13 protein-coding genes are annotated in these 12,812 nt (G+C 70.8%); 6 read left to right on the top strand and 7 right to left on the bottom strand.

Annotated features, from left to right (window positions below):
- Positions 1 to 47: 47 nt before the first annotated feature.
- Entirely contained in the window at positions 48 to 503 is a 456-nt protein-coding gene (locus AB0H71_RS07945; protein ID WP_357016412.1) for a GtrA family protein, read from the top strand.
- Here the strand turns inward: AB0H71_RS07945 and AB0H71_RS07940 are convergent.
- The 3 genes from AB0H71_RS07940 to AB0H71_RS07930 all read right to left on the bottom strand — a co-directional run bounded on the left by AB0H71_RS07940 (position 490) and on the right by AB0H71_RS07930 (position 4,096).
- Complete coding sequence (locus AB0H71_RS07940) at positions 490 to 1,107, bottom strand: pyridoxamine 5'-phosphate oxidase family protein (protein ID WP_357016409.1); 618 nt, start codon at positions 1,105 to 1,107, stop codon at positions 490 to 492. The two genes, AB0H71_RS07945 and AB0H71_RS07940, sit on opposite strands and share 14 nt — an antisense overlap.
- Before the next feature lie 184 nt (positions 1,108 to 1,291).
- On the bottom strand, positions 1,292 to 3,466 hold the full coding sequence (locus AB0H71_RS07935; RefSeq protein WP_357016406.1) for a molybdopterin oxidoreductase family protein: 2,175 nt from the start codon (positions 3,464 to 3,466) through the stop codon (positions 1,292 to 1,294).
- A 147-nt stretch (positions 3,467 to 3,613) separates the two neighbouring features.
- Positions 3,614 to 4,096, bottom strand: coding sequence for a hypothetical protein (locus tag AB0H71_RS07930; protein ID WP_357016403.1), 483 nt, complete (start codon positions 4,094 to 4,096; stop codon positions 3,614 to 3,616).
- 206 nt (positions 4,097 to 4,302) lie between these two features.
- Between AB0H71_RS07930 and AB0H71_RS07925 the strand changes: the two genes are divergently transcribed.
- Positions 4,303 to 4,959 (top strand): DUF4282 domain-containing protein, encoded by a 657-nt coding sequence (locus AB0H71_RS07925; protein ID WP_357016400.1) that lies wholly within the window; start codon positions 4,303 to 4,305, stop codon positions 4,957 to 4,959.
- Between the two features lie 222 nt (positions 4,960 to 5,181).
- Complete coding sequence (locus AB0H71_RS07920; RefSeq protein ID WP_357018402.1) at positions 5,182 to 6,093, top strand: helix-turn-helix transcriptional regulator; 912 nt, start codon at positions 5,182 to 5,184, stop codon at positions 6,091 to 6,093.
- Between the two features lie 9 nt (positions 6,094 to 6,102).
- Here the strand turns inward: AB0H71_RS07920 and AB0H71_RS07915 are convergent, their stop codons facing one another.
- Positions 6,103 to 6,462 (bottom strand): MarR family transcriptional regulator, encoded by a 360-nt coding sequence (locus AB0H71_RS07915; RefSeq protein ID WP_357016397.1) that lies wholly within the window; start codon positions 6,460 to 6,462, stop codon positions 6,103 to 6,105.
- 86 nt (positions 6,463 to 6,548) lie between these two features.
- On the opposite strand from AB0H71_RS07915, the gene AB0H71_RS07910 reads away from it, so the two are divergent.
- The gene (locus AB0H71_RS07910) at positions 6,549 to 8,000 is read left to right on the top strand and encodes an MFS transporter (RefSeq protein ID WP_357016395.1); all 1,452 of its coding nucleotides are present in this window, start codon (positions 6,549 to 6,551) and stop codon (positions 7,998 to 8,000) included.
- 45 nt (positions 8,001 to 8,045) lie between these two features.
- Here AB0H71_RS07910 and rfbC read toward each other — a convergent pair whose 3' ends face one another.
- Entirely contained in the window at positions 8,046 to 8,600 is a 555-nt protein-coding gene (gene rfbC / locus AB0H71_RS07905; protein ID WP_357018399.1) for a dTDP-4-dehydrorhamnose 3,5-epimerase, read from the bottom strand.
- A 2-nt stretch (positions 8,601 to 8,602) separates the two neighbouring features.
- Positions 8,603 to 9,475 carry a glucose-1-phosphate thymidylyltransferase RfbA gene (gene rfbA, locus AB0H71_RS07900; RefSeq protein WP_357016392.1) on the bottom strand — a complete coding sequence of 291 codons (873 nt, stop codon included), beginning with the start codon at positions 9,473 to 9,475 and terminating at the stop codon, positions 8,603 to 8,605.
- Positions 9,476 to 9,665: 190 nt separating this feature from the next.
- On the opposite strand from rfbA, the gene AB0H71_RS07895 reads away from it, so the two are divergent.
- On the top strand, positions 9,666 to 10,658 hold the full coding sequence (locus AB0H71_RS07895) for an alpha/beta hydrolase (protein ID WP_357016389.1): 993 nt from the start codon (positions 9,666 to 9,668) through the stop codon (positions 10,656 to 10,658).
- Positions 10,659 to 10,777: 119 nt separating this feature from the next.
- On the opposite strand, the gene AB0H71_RS07890 is transcribed toward AB0H71_RS07895, so the two are convergent.
- Positions 10,778 to 11,488, bottom strand: coding sequence for a hypothetical protein (locus tag AB0H71_RS07890; RefSeq protein WP_357016386.1), 711 nt, complete (start codon positions 11,486 to 11,488; stop codon positions 10,778 to 10,780).
- Between the two features lie 316 nt (positions 11,489 to 11,804).
- Between AB0H71_RS07890 and rfbB the strand changes: the two genes are divergently transcribed.
- The gene (gene rfbB / locus AB0H71_RS07885; RefSeq protein ID WP_357016383.1) at positions 11,805 to 12,812 is read left to right on the top strand and encodes a dTDP-glucose 4,6-dehydratase; all 1,008 of its coding nucleotides are present in this window, start codon (positions 11,805 to 11,807) and stop codon (positions 12,810 to 12,812) included.

The following is a 12,812-nucleotide window of genomic DNA, read 5'->3' as shown; positions in this document are numbered from 1 at the left end:
GATCCGCGTCTGTCGTACTCCCCGGTACGGGAGGTTAGGCTCTCCCCGTGTCAGCCGAACCGCACCTCCCGCTGCCCGCCGAGCTGCCCCTGGTCGACGAGCCGGGCGGCACCGATGTGGACCTGAAGACGCAGATCATCCGGTTCGTGCTCACCGGCGCGCTCTCGGCGGTGGTCGACTTCGGGCTGTACATCCTGCTCTACAAGGCGGCCGGGCTGCCGCTGGACGCCGCCAAGGCGATCGGCTTCATCGCCGGCACCACCACCGCCTACCTGATCAACCGGCGCTGGACCTTCCAGGCCCCGCCGAGCCGGCTCCGCTTCCTCGCGGTGGTGCTGCTCTACGCCGTCACCTTCGCGGTGCAGGTGGGGATCAACTCGCTGATCAACCGCTGGCTCGACGACAACCTGATCACCCTGGTGCTGGCCTTCGTCGTCGCCCAGGGCACCGCGACGGTGATCAACTTCGTGGTCCAGCGCGCGGTCATCTTCAAGATCCGCTGAGCGCGCTCCGGCTCGCCTTGGCGCCGAAGTAGTCGCCGCCCTTGGCCCGCACATTGTCGGTGCCCCAGTCGCGCAGCTCACGGTCCGCCGGAACCAGGTGCGGGATGTGCTTGCGGCAGTGGATGTAGGCCTCCTCGATATCGACCACCACCCAGCGCTCGGCCACCCGGCCCTTGTGCTGGGCGGGCAGCCCCGGCACCCGCGGCCGCAGCACGTCGTCCTCCACGATGTGCGCGCTGCCATTGATGTGCAGCCCGATCAGATCGTGCACGAAATCGATCAGCATGATGCCGACGTGCGGATTCTCCAGGATATTGCCGAGGCTCGCCATGACGCCGTTGCCGCGATATTCGGGATAGGCGACGGTGCGCTCGTCCACCACGTGCAGGAATCCGGGTACCCCGGCCCGGAAACTGGAATCGCACTCGCCCCTCCGGTCGGCGGTCGCGATGAACGCCATATCCATCCTGGCGATGAATCCGATCATGGCCGGGTTCAGGTGGTCGAGCACCTGCTCGTCGTAGAAGCGCTCGGCCCTGGCGGTACTGCCGTACTGCTCCTGGAGGTCGCGCTCCCCGTCGCTGCCGTGTCGAGAACCAGGCATGGCGCCCCCTCCGGTCGTCGAACGAAAACGTCGACCAGTTTAGGGAGGCGCCCCTCCGGCATTCACCGGAATGCGAACTATGTCTCGGCGAAAATGCTCGTGCGCAAGGGTTTTCCGAGAATTTGCGGACACCGCGCAGGAATAGTCGCTACCTACTGGTGAACCGGTTGGTATGCGCGGGGGCTCAGGCGGGGGCGAGCGATACCGGGACCCCGTTGAAGACGGCGTTCCCGGACGGCACGTCCAGCACCGAGTCGTCGGTGAGGATATTGGCGTTCACCCCGGCGTGCTCGCGCGCCACCTCCTGGCCGCTGCCGCCGTGGCCCCAGCCGTGCGGCAGGCTCACCACTCCCGGCATGATCGCCTCGGTCGGCTCGAGCGGCACCGTCACCGCGCCCGCCGCCGACTTCACCACCGCGTGCTCGCCGAGCCCGAGCCGGGCCACGTCGTCCGGGTGGATGTGCAGGGTGCAGCGGTTGCTGCCGCTCACCAGCCGGGGCAGGTTGTGCATCCAGCTGTTGTTGGAGCGCAGGTGCCTGCGGCCGATCAGCACCACGTCCGGCGGGGCGGCGGTGAGCGCGGCGCGCAGCCGCTCGGTGTCGGTGAGCAGCTCCGGCGGCGCCAGCTCCACCCGCTTCGACGCGGTGCGCAGGTTGCCGGGCAGCCGCGGCTGCAGCGGCCCGAGGTCGATGCCGTGTGGCTGCTCGAGCAGCGAGTTCAGCTCCAGCGTCCCGCCGTTCCATGCCCCGTACGGGCCGAGTCGCAGCATGAGGTCGATCCGCTGCTCGGTGCTGGTCAGCCCCTGCAGCTCGGGCCGCCGCTCGTCCAGCCCGGCCTGGTGCAGCATCCCCGCGATCACGAACTCGTCCAGCGCGGCCAGCGCCTCGGGGCCGTGCGGCTGCCCGGAGACCGCCGCCGCCAGCCGGGCCACCACCTCGGACTCCGACGGCCGGTCGCCGAGCGGCACCAGCGGCCGCGAGTACCTGGTGTAGTTGCGCACCGCGAACTGCAGCAGCGCGAAGTCGTAGTGCGGCGACTGCAGGGTGCGCGGCGGCGGCAGGATGACGTCGGCGTGGCGGGTGGTCTCGTTCACGTAGCGGTCGACGCTCACCATGAACTCCAGCCCGGCGAAGGCGGCGTCCAGCCGCGGCCCGCTCGGCGCGGAGAGCACCGGGTTGCCCGCGACCGTCACCAGCGCCCGGATCTGCCCCTCGCCCGGGGTGCCGATCTCGTCGGCCAGCGTGGCCACCGGGATCTCGCCCATGGCCTCGGGCAGCTGGCGCACCCGGCTGCGCCAGCGGCCGGGGCGGAACGGTTTGCTGCGCACGATGCCGAGCGCGGCGCCGGTGGCGAACATGGCGCCGCCGGGGGTGTCGAGGTTGCCGGTGAGCACGTTGATCACGTCCACCAGCCACTGGGTGAGCGTGCCGAACTCGGCGGTGCAGGTGCCGATCCGCGCGTACACCACCGCGTTCGGCGCCCCGGCGAGCTCCCTGGCCAGCCGCTCGACGGTCGCGGCCGGAATGCCGGTGCGGCGCTGCACGGCCGCCGGGGTGAAGTCGGCGGCCGCCGCGCGCACCTCGTCCAGCCCGTTGACCGGCACCGTGACCCGCACGAGCTGCTCGGCGAAGAGCGTGTGCACGATGCCGAAGAGCAGGTAGGCATCGCTGCCGGGGCGGATGAAGAGGTGCTCGTCGGCGATCTCCGCGGTCCTGGTGCGCCGCGGGTCGACCACGACCAGCCTGCCGCCGCGCTCCCGCAGCGCCTTCAGCCTGCCGGGGAAATCCGGTGCGGTGCAGACGGAGCCGTTCGACTCCAGCGGGTTGGCGCCGAGCATCAGCAGGTAGCCGGTGCGATCCAGGTCGGGCACCGCGACCGCGAGCGGGTCGCCGAAGAGCAACCCGCTGGCCAGCTGCTTCGGCATCTGGTCGGCGGTGCTCGCGGAGAAGAGGTTCTTGGTGCCGAGTGCCCGGACCAGCGCGGGGACGTAGAGCGCGCCCGCGACGGTGTGCGCGTTCGGGTTGCCGAGGTAGACCCCGACGGCCTGGCCGCCGTGCGCGGCCCGGATGGCCGGGATGCGCTCCGCGATCAGCGCGAGGGCCTCGTCCCAGGTCGCGGTGCGCCGGACTCCGGTCGCGCGGTCCAGGATCAGCGGCTCGGTGACCCGGTCGGGGTGTTCGTCGAGCTGCCCGAGGCTGGCGCCCTTCGGGCAGATGAAGCCCCGGCTGAACGGATCCTCCCGGTCACCGCGGACCGCGACCACGTGGTCGTCGGAATCGACGGTGATCTGCAACCCGCACACCGCCTCGCAGAGCGGGCAGGTGCGCAGCAGGTTCCTGGTGTTCGAGCTCGCGGCCATACCCCCATCATCGTCCATTGTGAGAGGAACGACAGGAAAAACTCTCGATGCAGACGCGAACGACCGGTGCCCGCGGTGCCGGGGTGGGGAGTTCCTCGGCGGTGCGGACACCGGTCGTGGTCGGTGGGGGTGTCTACCCCGATCGGCTCAGCAGGCGACGCTGGTGAGCTGCGCGCGCCGGTTGGTCAGCGCGGCGCGGACGGCGGCGCCGATGGCGACCACCGGCGGGACCCAGCGGGCCTCGCCCGGCGCGACGCCCCAGGAGGCGGAGCCGGCGGAGAGCTGGGTGGGCGGCAGCGGGATGCCCGCGCCGTCGGTGTGCACGACCGCACCCGCCTCGCGCAGCGCCTCGAGCGCCATCTCGGCCTTGGCCACACCCGTGACCAGGTGGATCTCACGACGCTCGGCGCCGGGGATCTCGATCACCGGGCCGGTGAGGTTGTTGGCGCGGAGGAAGCGACGGACTTCGGCGGCGAGCTCGCCGGCGACCTCGATGCCCGCGACCGCCTCATCGGCGATCAGGCAGAGGCCGTTGGCCGTTTCGGCGACCGTCCATCCACGCTGGGTGTAGTCCTGCGCGGCGGCGGTCATCGCGGCCGCCGAGACGGAAGTCGGAAACGTGGTACGCACTGTCTTTCTCCATTCCCCGGTCAGAGTCAGGTCCTGCATTCACGAGAGGTATCGGTGCGCGGTGTCCTCGGCGTTACGCGGTTCGCCGAAAAATTACGAACTGTCATGTTCGTCTCATTTCCGACCCGGACAGCCGATCTCTGGTAGTGCGCTCGGCGCCGTCCGGTGCGGTGGCCCGAGCGATGATATACGGGGAGGATTCGAGCATGAGCAACGACTCCGACAGCACGCCGGTGCCGTCCGGCGAACCCCCGCTCAGCGCGGGCGCGGACAGCGCGGACGCGGTTCCGCCGCCGGGCGAGCCGCGGCCCGCCGCCGACGTGGACCCCGAGGATCCGGACGCGGGCTCGCGCTGGGCGCTCTGGCGGGAGGCGGCGGCCCGGCGCTTCGCCCGCTCGGCCGCGGGCGAGCAGCCGCGCGCCGCGCTGCAGCGCCGCGACCCCTTCGAGAGCGGGGCGGCGCTGCGCGAGTGGGTGGCCGACGCGGTGCGCGGGCTGCTCGACATCCGGTTCCGCCGCGAGGCAACGCTCACCCTGTTGCCGCTGGCCTACCTGCTCGGCCTGGTCTTCGCCTGTGCGGTGCCGATCGCGCTGACCGTCTCGCTCTGGCAGTTCTCGGCGGTGCTCGGGGTGCTGGCCGCGCTGGTGGCGGTGCCGCTCGGGCTGACCATCGCGGCGGCGGTCCGGTTGGTCCTCGAGTTCCTGGTGAACGCCGCTCGGCTGGCGGGGCGGGTGGAGCACATCAGCGATCTCGCCGACGACCTATTCCAGGTGCTCTCCGATGTCGCGGAGCCGGTGAACCAGCTCTCCGAAGATGTTCGCGCGGTGCAGTTCTGGCGCTTCCGGCGCGGCTCACGGAAATGAGTACACCGATGTCCGTCGATCGATGGACAGAACCGGGTCGGCTGTTCCAAGTGATCGTCATTGCCCGACTTACTGTGAAACAATGCCGTCCGAGTGCCCAGATTCGTAACGGGGCGTTCGTGATCGATCAACCCGCGTATCCGGCGCGGTCGTCGGCCAGAGGGGTGTGGCCGGCCGCCCGCGGACGCGACGGGCAGCGTTATACACAGGGGGGACGTGACGATGAACGCACGCCGGGTGAGCGCCGGGGCCGGGCAGCCGGGCGGTGGCGGGGGTGTGACCGGTTCCACGCTGCCGCGCCGCCAGCTCGGCCGCCAGCTGCGTGACCTGCGCAATCGCGCGGGGATGACGACCAGGGCCGCCGCCAGGCACCTCGAGTGGTCGGAGGCGAAGATCTGGCGGATCGAGACCGGCCAGACCTCGCTGCGCGGGCTCGACGTCGAGGCCATGTGCAAGGTCTACGCGGCGCCGGACGAGCTGGTCGAGCCGCTCACCGTGCTGGCCAGGCAGACCAAGGCACGCGGCTGGTGGGCCGGGTACAGCGATGCCATCCCGGAGGGGTTCGAGGTCTTCCTCGGCCTGGAGGAGGCGGCCTCGGCGCTGCGCAGCTACGAGGTGGACACCGTGCCCGGGCTGCTGCAGACCGAGGCGTACACCCGCGCGCTGCTCGCGGGCGCGCGCCCCGGGCTCACCGCCGAACAGACCGAGCGCAGGCTGCGGCTGCGCGCGGTGCGGCAGGAGCAGCTCACCCGCTCCGCGGCGCCGCTGCGGCTGGATGTGCTGATCGCCGAACCCATGCTGTGGCGCCGCCTCGGCGGCAGCGAGGTGGCCGGCGCGCAGCTGGACCGGCTGCGCGAGCTGGCCGACCTGCCCAATATCCGAATCCGCGTGGTACCGGCCGATTCCGGCTACCACCCCGGCATGGAGTCCGGCCGCTTCGTGGTGCTGGAGTTCGATCCGGGCGCCACCGCCGCCTACCCGGAGCCGCCGGTGGTCTACGTGGAGGCCTTCACCGGCCCGCTCTTCGTGGACAAGGAGCAGGAGGTCGCGCGGTACCGCGCCGCCTTCGCCGGGATCGAGGCGGTGGCGGTCGACGCCCGCCGCGGTATCGAGGACGCGCGCACCGCGCTCTGAGACCTGCTGCTAGAACAGCATTTCCGCGAGTACGGCGCGGTGCGCGGGCTTGGCCGCGTCGTACACCGCGCGGCCCTTCTCGGTGAGGCAGACCGTGACGGCGCGGCGATCGTCGGCGCACATGCTGCGGGAGACCAGGCCATCGCGCTCCAGCCGGGCGACGGTGCGGGAGAGCGCGCTCTGGCTCAGGTGGCTGTCCTCGGCGAGCTCGCTCATCCGGTAGTCGCCGCAGGCGGCGTCGACCAGCCGGTCCAGCGTCTCGAACTCGCTGAGCCCGATGTCGTGCGGCTGCAGCGCCTTCTCCAGCGCGCAGCTCACCGTGGCGTGGCGATCGAGGAGCCGCCGCCACTCACCGAGCAGGTTCGACATGGCCCCATCTTAGTGTCCACGGCAACCTCATGCAATGACATTTAATGTGTTGGAATCTAATGCGTGTGCATGTAATGTTCCGGCTCATGACTTCCCCGGCAACGCATCGCGCCGTCTCGGCGGCGACCGATCCGGCCCGATGGTCGGCACGGCTCTGGGCCATGCTGATCACCCTCTGCATCGTGCTGTTCCTGGACGGTCTCGATGTCTCCATGATCGGCGTCGCGCTCCCGTCCATCGGCGCCGAACTCGATCTCTCGACGGCCACGCTGCAGTGGCTGGTCAGCGGCTATGTGCTCGGCTACGGCGGGCTGCTGCTGCTCGGCGGGCGCACCGCCGACCTGCTCGGCAGGCGCCGGGTCTTCCTGATCGCGCTCGCGGTCTTCGCGGTGGCCTCGCTGGCGGGCGGGCTGGTGAGCTCCGGCCCGCTGCTCATCCTGACCCGCTTCGTGAAGGGGCTGGCGGCGGCCTTCACCGCGCCGACCGGGCTCTCCATCATCACGACCAACTTCCCGGAGGGGCCCGCTCGCAACCGCGCTCTCTCCATCTACACCGTCTTCGGCGCGGGCGGCTACTCCTGCGGCCTGCTCTTCGGCGGGCTGATGACCGGCATCGGCTGGCGCTGGACCTTCCTGCTCCCGGTCCCGGTGGCGCTGGCCGCGCTCGCCGCCGCCTGGGTGCTGGTGCCGAAGGACCGCCCGGCCGGCGAGGGCGGCCACGACCTGCTCGGCGCGCTCTTCTCCACCTCGGCCATGCTGCTGCTGGTCTACACCGTGGTCACCGCGCCCGAGGTGGGCTGGGCGACCCCGCGCACGCTCGGCTCGTTCGTCGCGGTGGCGGTGCTCTTCGCGGCCTTCGTCGCGGTCGAGCGGCGGGTGCGGCACCCGCTGGTGCGGCTCGGCATCCTGCGCAAGCGCACCCTGGTCCGGGCCAGCCTGGCCGTGATCGCGCTCGCCGGTTCGTATTTCAGCTGGCAGTTCATCGTCACGCTGTACCTGCAGGACGGGCTGGGCTGGTCGCCGCTCACGCTGGCGCTGGCGCTGCTCCCGGTGGGGCTCATGGTGACGCTCTCCGCGGTCTTCTCCGACCGGCTGGTGGACCGGGTCGGCACCGCGCCGGTGATCGCGGTGACGCTCACCGTGATGACCATCGGCTACCTGCTCTTCCTGCGCATCGACACGGCGCCGAGCTACCTCACCGTGCTGCTGCCCGCCGTGCTGCTCATCGGCGTCGGCTGGATCGGCTTCCCGGCCATCAATATCCAGGCCACCGCCGGGATCGACGACGACGAGCAGGGGCTCGCGGCCGGGGTGCTGCAGACCTCCATGCAGGTCGGCGCGGCCATCGTGCTCGCCGTGACGACCGCGCTCATCGCGGGCGGGGCGCACGACGACACCCCCGCCGCCATGCTCGACGCCTACCGGCCCGGGCTGCAGTTCGCCGCCGCGGTCACCGCCGTCGGCGCGGTGATCGCGCTGGCCGCGCTGGTGCGGCGGCGCCGGAAGCCGGTGGAGCCCGCCCTGGAACCCGCGGGCTGACCCCCGCTACCCGACCGGGTGCCACTCCGCTGGGGTGGCGCCCGGTCAGCGGGGCGTGAAGGGCGGCGCCGCCTCGTCCTTGGGCGAGCGGACCACGGTGAGCGGCTGCCCGTCCCGGCCGACGCTCGGCCAGTCGATGCCGAGCGCGGGGTCGAGCGCGTCGATCTCGTGGTCGAACTCCGGGCTGTACTCCAGCGAGCAGAGGTAGGTCACCGTCGACTCGTCGGCGAGCGAGAGGATGGCGTGGCCCAGCCCCTCGGAGAGGAAGACCGAGCGCCGGTCGACATCGTCGAGCAGCACGCTGTCCCAGCGGCCGTAGGTCGGCGAGCCGGGCCGCAGGTCGACCACCACGTCCAGGAAGGCGCCGCGCACGCAGGTGACGTACTTGGCCTGGCCCGGCGGGTCCTCGGTGTAGTGGATGCCGCGCAGCACCCCGGCCGCGGAGACCGAGCAGTTCACCTGCTTCAGCTCCAGCGGCCGCCCGGTGGCCTTCTCGAACTCCGAGGCCTTGAACTGCTCCAGGAAGACGCCGCGCTCGTCGCGGAACTGCCGCGGCGTCAGCACCCAGGCGCCGGGGACCTCCAGCTCCCTGATCTCCATGCTCACCAGTCCCGTCCGCGCTCGAGCAGGTCGAGCAGGTAGCCGCCGTACCCCGACTTGACCAGTCGCTCCGCCGCGGCGCGCAGCTGGTCGTCATCGATATACCCCATTCGCCACGCCACCTCCTCGGGCACGCCGATCTTCAAGCCCTGCCGCTCCTCGATGGTGCGCACGTAGTTCGCCGCGTCCAGCAGCGAGTCGAAGGTGCCGGTGTCCAGCCAGGCGGTGCCGCGGGCGAGCACATCCACCCGCAGCCGGCCCTGCTCCAGGTAGGCGCGGTTGATATCGGAGATCTCGTACTCGCCGCGCGCGGAGGGCCGCAGCGAGCGGGCGATCTCCACCACGTCGTTGTCGTAGAAGTAGAGCCCCGGGATGGCGTAGTTGGAGCGCGGCGCCTTCGGCTTCTCCTCGATGGAGACCGCCCTGCCCTCGGTGAACTCCACCACGCCGTAGGCGGTCGGGTCGGAGACCCAGTAGGCGAAGACGGCGCCGCCGTCCAGCCCGTGGAAGCGGTTCAGGCCGGTGCCGAGCCCGGGGCCGTGGAAGATATTGTCGCCGAGCACGAGCGCCGCGCAATCGGTGCCGATGTGGTCGGCGCCGAGGACGAAAGCCCTGGCCAGGCCGTCGGGTTCGGGTTGGACCACGTAGTCGATGGCGATGCCGAAGGCGCTGCCGTCGCCGAGCAGCCTGCGGAAGGCGCCCGCCTCCTCCGGGGTGGTGATCACCAGGATGTCGGTGATTCCGGCGAGCATCAGCGTGGAGAGCGGGTAGTAGATCATCGGCTTGTCGTAGACCGGGACGAGCTGCTTGCTCACCCCGCGCGTGATCGGGTGCAGGCGCGAGCCGGTGCCGCCCGCCAGGATGATTCCGCGCATGGCCTGAGAGTCTGCCAGCTCGCCACGGGGCCGGAGACGGGGAGGTTCCAGCCCGACCGCGAAATGGTCACGACGGGTTTGCCGAACAGGCCGGGCGGGGCATGGTTGTTGCACGGATCACACTTGTCGTGATCTTCTGGAGTGGGACGTCAGCGAGGATGTCCCGCCCGTGGGTGAGGTAGGTACCGCCATGACCGCGATCGATGACGTACTCACGGGCCGGGTGATGAACCCGCACGGCCCGAGCCCGGCCGCCCGCCTGCTGCTCGCCACCTGCTCCGGTGTGCTCCGCCCGGTGCTCAGGCAGCTCCCGATCAACCGGCACACCATCCCGGTCGCCGCCGCCGCGGTGGACGGCCTCTCCCGGCTGCGCCGCGAGCCGCGCGGGGTGGAGCGCGAGCAGGTAAGGCTGCGCGGCTTCGGGCTGGAGATCCTGCGCCCGGCCGGCGGCTCCCGCGCGCTGCGCCACGGCGCGGTGCTCTACCTGCACGGCGGCGGTTTCGCGGTGTGCGGGCTGCGCACGCACCGGCCGATCGCCGCCAGCCTGGCCCGGCGCACCGGGCTGCCGGTGGTGAACGTCGACTACCGGCAGCTGCCCGGCAGGTCCATCCTGCAGTCGGTGGAGGACTGCCTGACCGCGTACCGCTGGCTGCTCGGGCACGGCGCCGACCCCTCCCGGGTGGTGATCGCGGGCGATTCGGCCGGCGGCTACCTGACCTTCGCCACCGCGCTGAAGGCGCTGGAGGAGGGGCTGCCCGCGCCCGCCGGGCTGATCGGGCTGAGCCCGCTGCTCGACCTGGACCACGTGGCCAAGCGCGGCTACGTCAATGTCTCCCGGGACGCCTACATCCCGCTCTCCGCGCTGGCCGCGGTGGTGCGGCTGGGCGCCGAGATCGACGGCGTGCTCGACCCGATCCTCTCGCCGGTCAACGGCAACCTGGCGGATCTGCCGCCGGTGCTGCTGGTCGCCGCGGAGGACGAGGTGCTGCGCTACGACAGCGAGCTGATGGCGGCCAGGCTGGCCGCGGCGGGCGTGCCGCACAGCCTGGAGCTGTGGCGCGGCCAGGTGCACGCCTTCATGAGCATCTTCCCGAGCCTGCCCGAGGGCAGGGCCGCGCTCGGCCGGGTCGCCCGCTTCGTGCGGGACCGGGTCGAGCACCAGGAGCGAGCTCGGACGGCCTGACGTAGATCGGCCGGACGAGTTCTGAACCTTGCCCCGCACCCGGTGCGGGGCAAGGTTCACCCGGAACGCCGAAACCCCGCCCCGGAGCAGCTCCGGGGCGGGGTTTCGCAGGTGCCGAATTACTTGGCCGGGGCCACGAACGGCTGGTTCAGGGTGCTCCAGTACTGGATGGCCGCACCGATCGCCACCGGGGCGGTGATCAGGATCTGGCCGGCCAGGGTGCCGAGCGCGCCGATGGCGAGGATGCCACCGATGCAGCCGATGGCGGCCGCCGGGATGAAGGGGCCGAACAGGCCGACGATGGTGGCCGAGGCGACGGTGGCGCCGGCGATGCCGCCGAGCACGCAGCCCAGCGCGCCGCCGGAGAGGCCGCCGACCAGGGTGCCGACGGTGGCGCCGACGGAGATGGTGTCCTTCAGCCGGTTGAACGCCGCGAGCTCACGGTCGTACTCGTTCTTCCAGGGCGCCTTGTCCTCGTAGGGCAGCGCGACCGGCTTGTAGACGGCCTTCTCCAGGTCCAGCTGCGGGGTCAGGGTCGCGTCGTTGCCGGAGATCTCGGCGGCGATCGGGAACTCGAACTCGTCGAGGCGGAAGCTCAGCGGGGTGCCGGCCAGCACGGTGCCGTCGGCGGCGACGACCTTGAAGACGCCGTCCTCGGCGACCAGCTTGCCGGAGTCGGTGGAGATGAAGGTGGCGGTCTCGGTGGCGTGCGCGGTGAAGTTCACCGCGTCGGCCGGGGCTTCCGCCGGCGCCGCGTTCACGGTGCCCGCGGTGACGCCCAGCGCCGCGATCAGCAGAGCCGACGTCGCGGCGAATTTCTTGATGAACATGTGTAGTGAACCTCATCGAGCGGTCGGATGGAGGGGGACCTGCTGATCGAAGGCCAGGTCAGCTAACGCGTGGTGAATGCGCTGTGACCGGGTGTTCAAATTCCGTTCACCGAGCAGACCTGGTGGTCCGTGGGGTCTTCGAAATCAGGGTTCTGATCAGGTCTTTCGGCGTGATTTAAACCGTCCGACACCGTTCTTTCCGGTCGGATTGTGATGCACATCACTGACGCCGGAGAATCGGTGGCCGGGCAAATCGGACTTTCGCACCGGGGCCGCGGTTTTCGGACCGCCCGCGCCCCGGCGGTAGAGTCGCGGAATGCGCTTGCTCGTCACCGGCGGAGCCGGGTTCATCGGTGCGAACTTCGTCCGGCAGACCGTGGCCGATCGCCCCGACGTCCGGGTAACGGTGCTCGACGCGCTCACCTACGCCGGGAACCGGGAATCCCTGGATTCGGTTGCCGACCGAATCGAATTCGTGAAGGGCGATATCGCCGATACCGCGCTCGTCGACGAGCTGACCGCGGAAACGGACGCGGTCGTGCACTTCGCCGCGGAATCACACAACGACAATTCACTGGCCGACCCGTGGCCGTTCGTGCAGACGAACATCGTGGGAACATTCGCGCTGCTGCAGGCGGTGCGCAGGCACGGCGTGCGCTTCCACCACGTCTCCACCGACGAGGTATTCGGCGACCTGACCTCGGACGATCCGCCCTTCTCCGAGCTGACGCCGTACAACCCCTCCAGCCCCTACTCCGCGACGAAGGCATCGAGCGATCTGCTGGTCCGGGCCTGGGCACGCTCTTTCGGCGTCCGCGCGACGCTCTCGAACTGCAGTAACAACTACGGCCCCTATCAGCACGTGGAGAAGTTCATCCCGCGGCAGATCACGAATCTCATCGACGGGCAGCGGCCGCGTTTGTACGGCGCCGGGCACCAGATCCGGGATTGGATTCACGTCGACGACCACAACCGCGCCGTCTGGGCCGTCCTGGAACGCGGCGAGGCGGGCCGGACCTATCTGATCGGCGCCGACGGTGAAACCGACAACCTGACCGTCATCCGAATGCTGCTCGCGGAATTCGGCCGCGATCCCGGCGATTTCGACCACGTCACCGACCGCCCCGGCCACGACCAGCGCTACGCCATCGACGCGACCCGGCTGCGCACCGAACTCGGCTGGACCCCGCGGTACCGGAATTTCCGGGACGGGCTGGCCGCGACCGTGCGCTGGTACCGGGAGAACGAAGCCTGGTGGCGGCCGTACAAGGAGCACACCGAGGCCGCCTACCGGAAGGCGGGCGAGCAGGTGCTGCCGCTGTAG

It is taken from the genome of Nocardia sp. NPDC050697, from assembly GCF_040654395.1.
Lineage (GTDB): Bacteria > Actinomycetota > Actinomycetes > Mycobacteriales > Mycobacteriaceae > Nocardia.
Note: the sequence above shows the minus strand (reverse complement) of the source record. Positions and strands in the feature narration are given on the sequence as shown.

What these genes read in the sequence shown, in the direction of transcription:
- AB0H71_RS07910 (WP_357016395.1), top strand. Translation starts at nt 6,549, where the DNA reads ATGACTTCCCCGGCAACGCATCGCGCCGTCTCGGCGGCGACCGATCCG.
- AB0H71_RS07935 (WP_357016406.1), bottom strand. Translation starts at nt 3,466, where the DNA reads ATGGCCGCGAGCTCGAACACCAGGAACCTGCTGCGCACCTGCCCGCTC.
- AB0H71_RS07920 (WP_357018402.1), top strand. Translation starts at nt 5,182, where the DNA reads ATGAACGCACGCCGGGTGAGCGCCGGGGCCGGGCAGCCGGGCGGTGGC.
- AB0H71_RS07915 (WP_357016397.1), bottom strand. Translation starts at nt 6,462, where the DNA reads ATGTCGAACCTGCTCGGTGAGTGGCGGCGGCTCCTCGATCGCCACGCC.
- rfbB (WP_357016383.1), top strand. Translation starts at nt 11,805, where the DNA reads ATGCGCTTGCTCGTCACCGGCGGAGCCGGGTTCATCGGTGCGAACTTC.
- rfbC (WP_357018399.1), bottom strand. Translation starts at nt 8,600, where the DNA reads ATGGAGATCAGGGAGCTGGAGGTCCCCGGCGCCTGGGTGCTGACGCCG.
- AB0H71_RS07925 (WP_357016400.1), top strand. Translation starts at nt 4,303, where the DNA reads ATGAGCAACGACTCCGACAGCACGCCGGTGCCGTCCGGCGAACCCCCG.
- AB0H71_RS07895 (WP_357016389.1), top strand. Translation starts at nt 9,666, where the DNA reads ATGACCGCGATCGATGACGTACTCACGGGCCGGGTGATGAACCCGCAC.
- AB0H71_RS07940 (WP_357016409.1), bottom strand. Translation starts at nt 1,107, where the DNA reads ATGCCTGGTTCTCGACACGGCAGCGACGGGGAGCGCGACCTCCAGGAG.
- AB0H71_RS07890 (WP_357016386.1), bottom strand. Translation starts at nt 11,488, where the DNA reads ATGTTCATCAAGAAATTCGCCGCGACGTCGGCTCTGCTGATCGCGGCG.
- rfbA (WP_357016392.1), bottom strand. Translation starts at nt 9,475, where the DNA reads ATGCGCGGAATCATCCTGGCGGGCGGCACCGGCTCGCGCCTGCACCCG.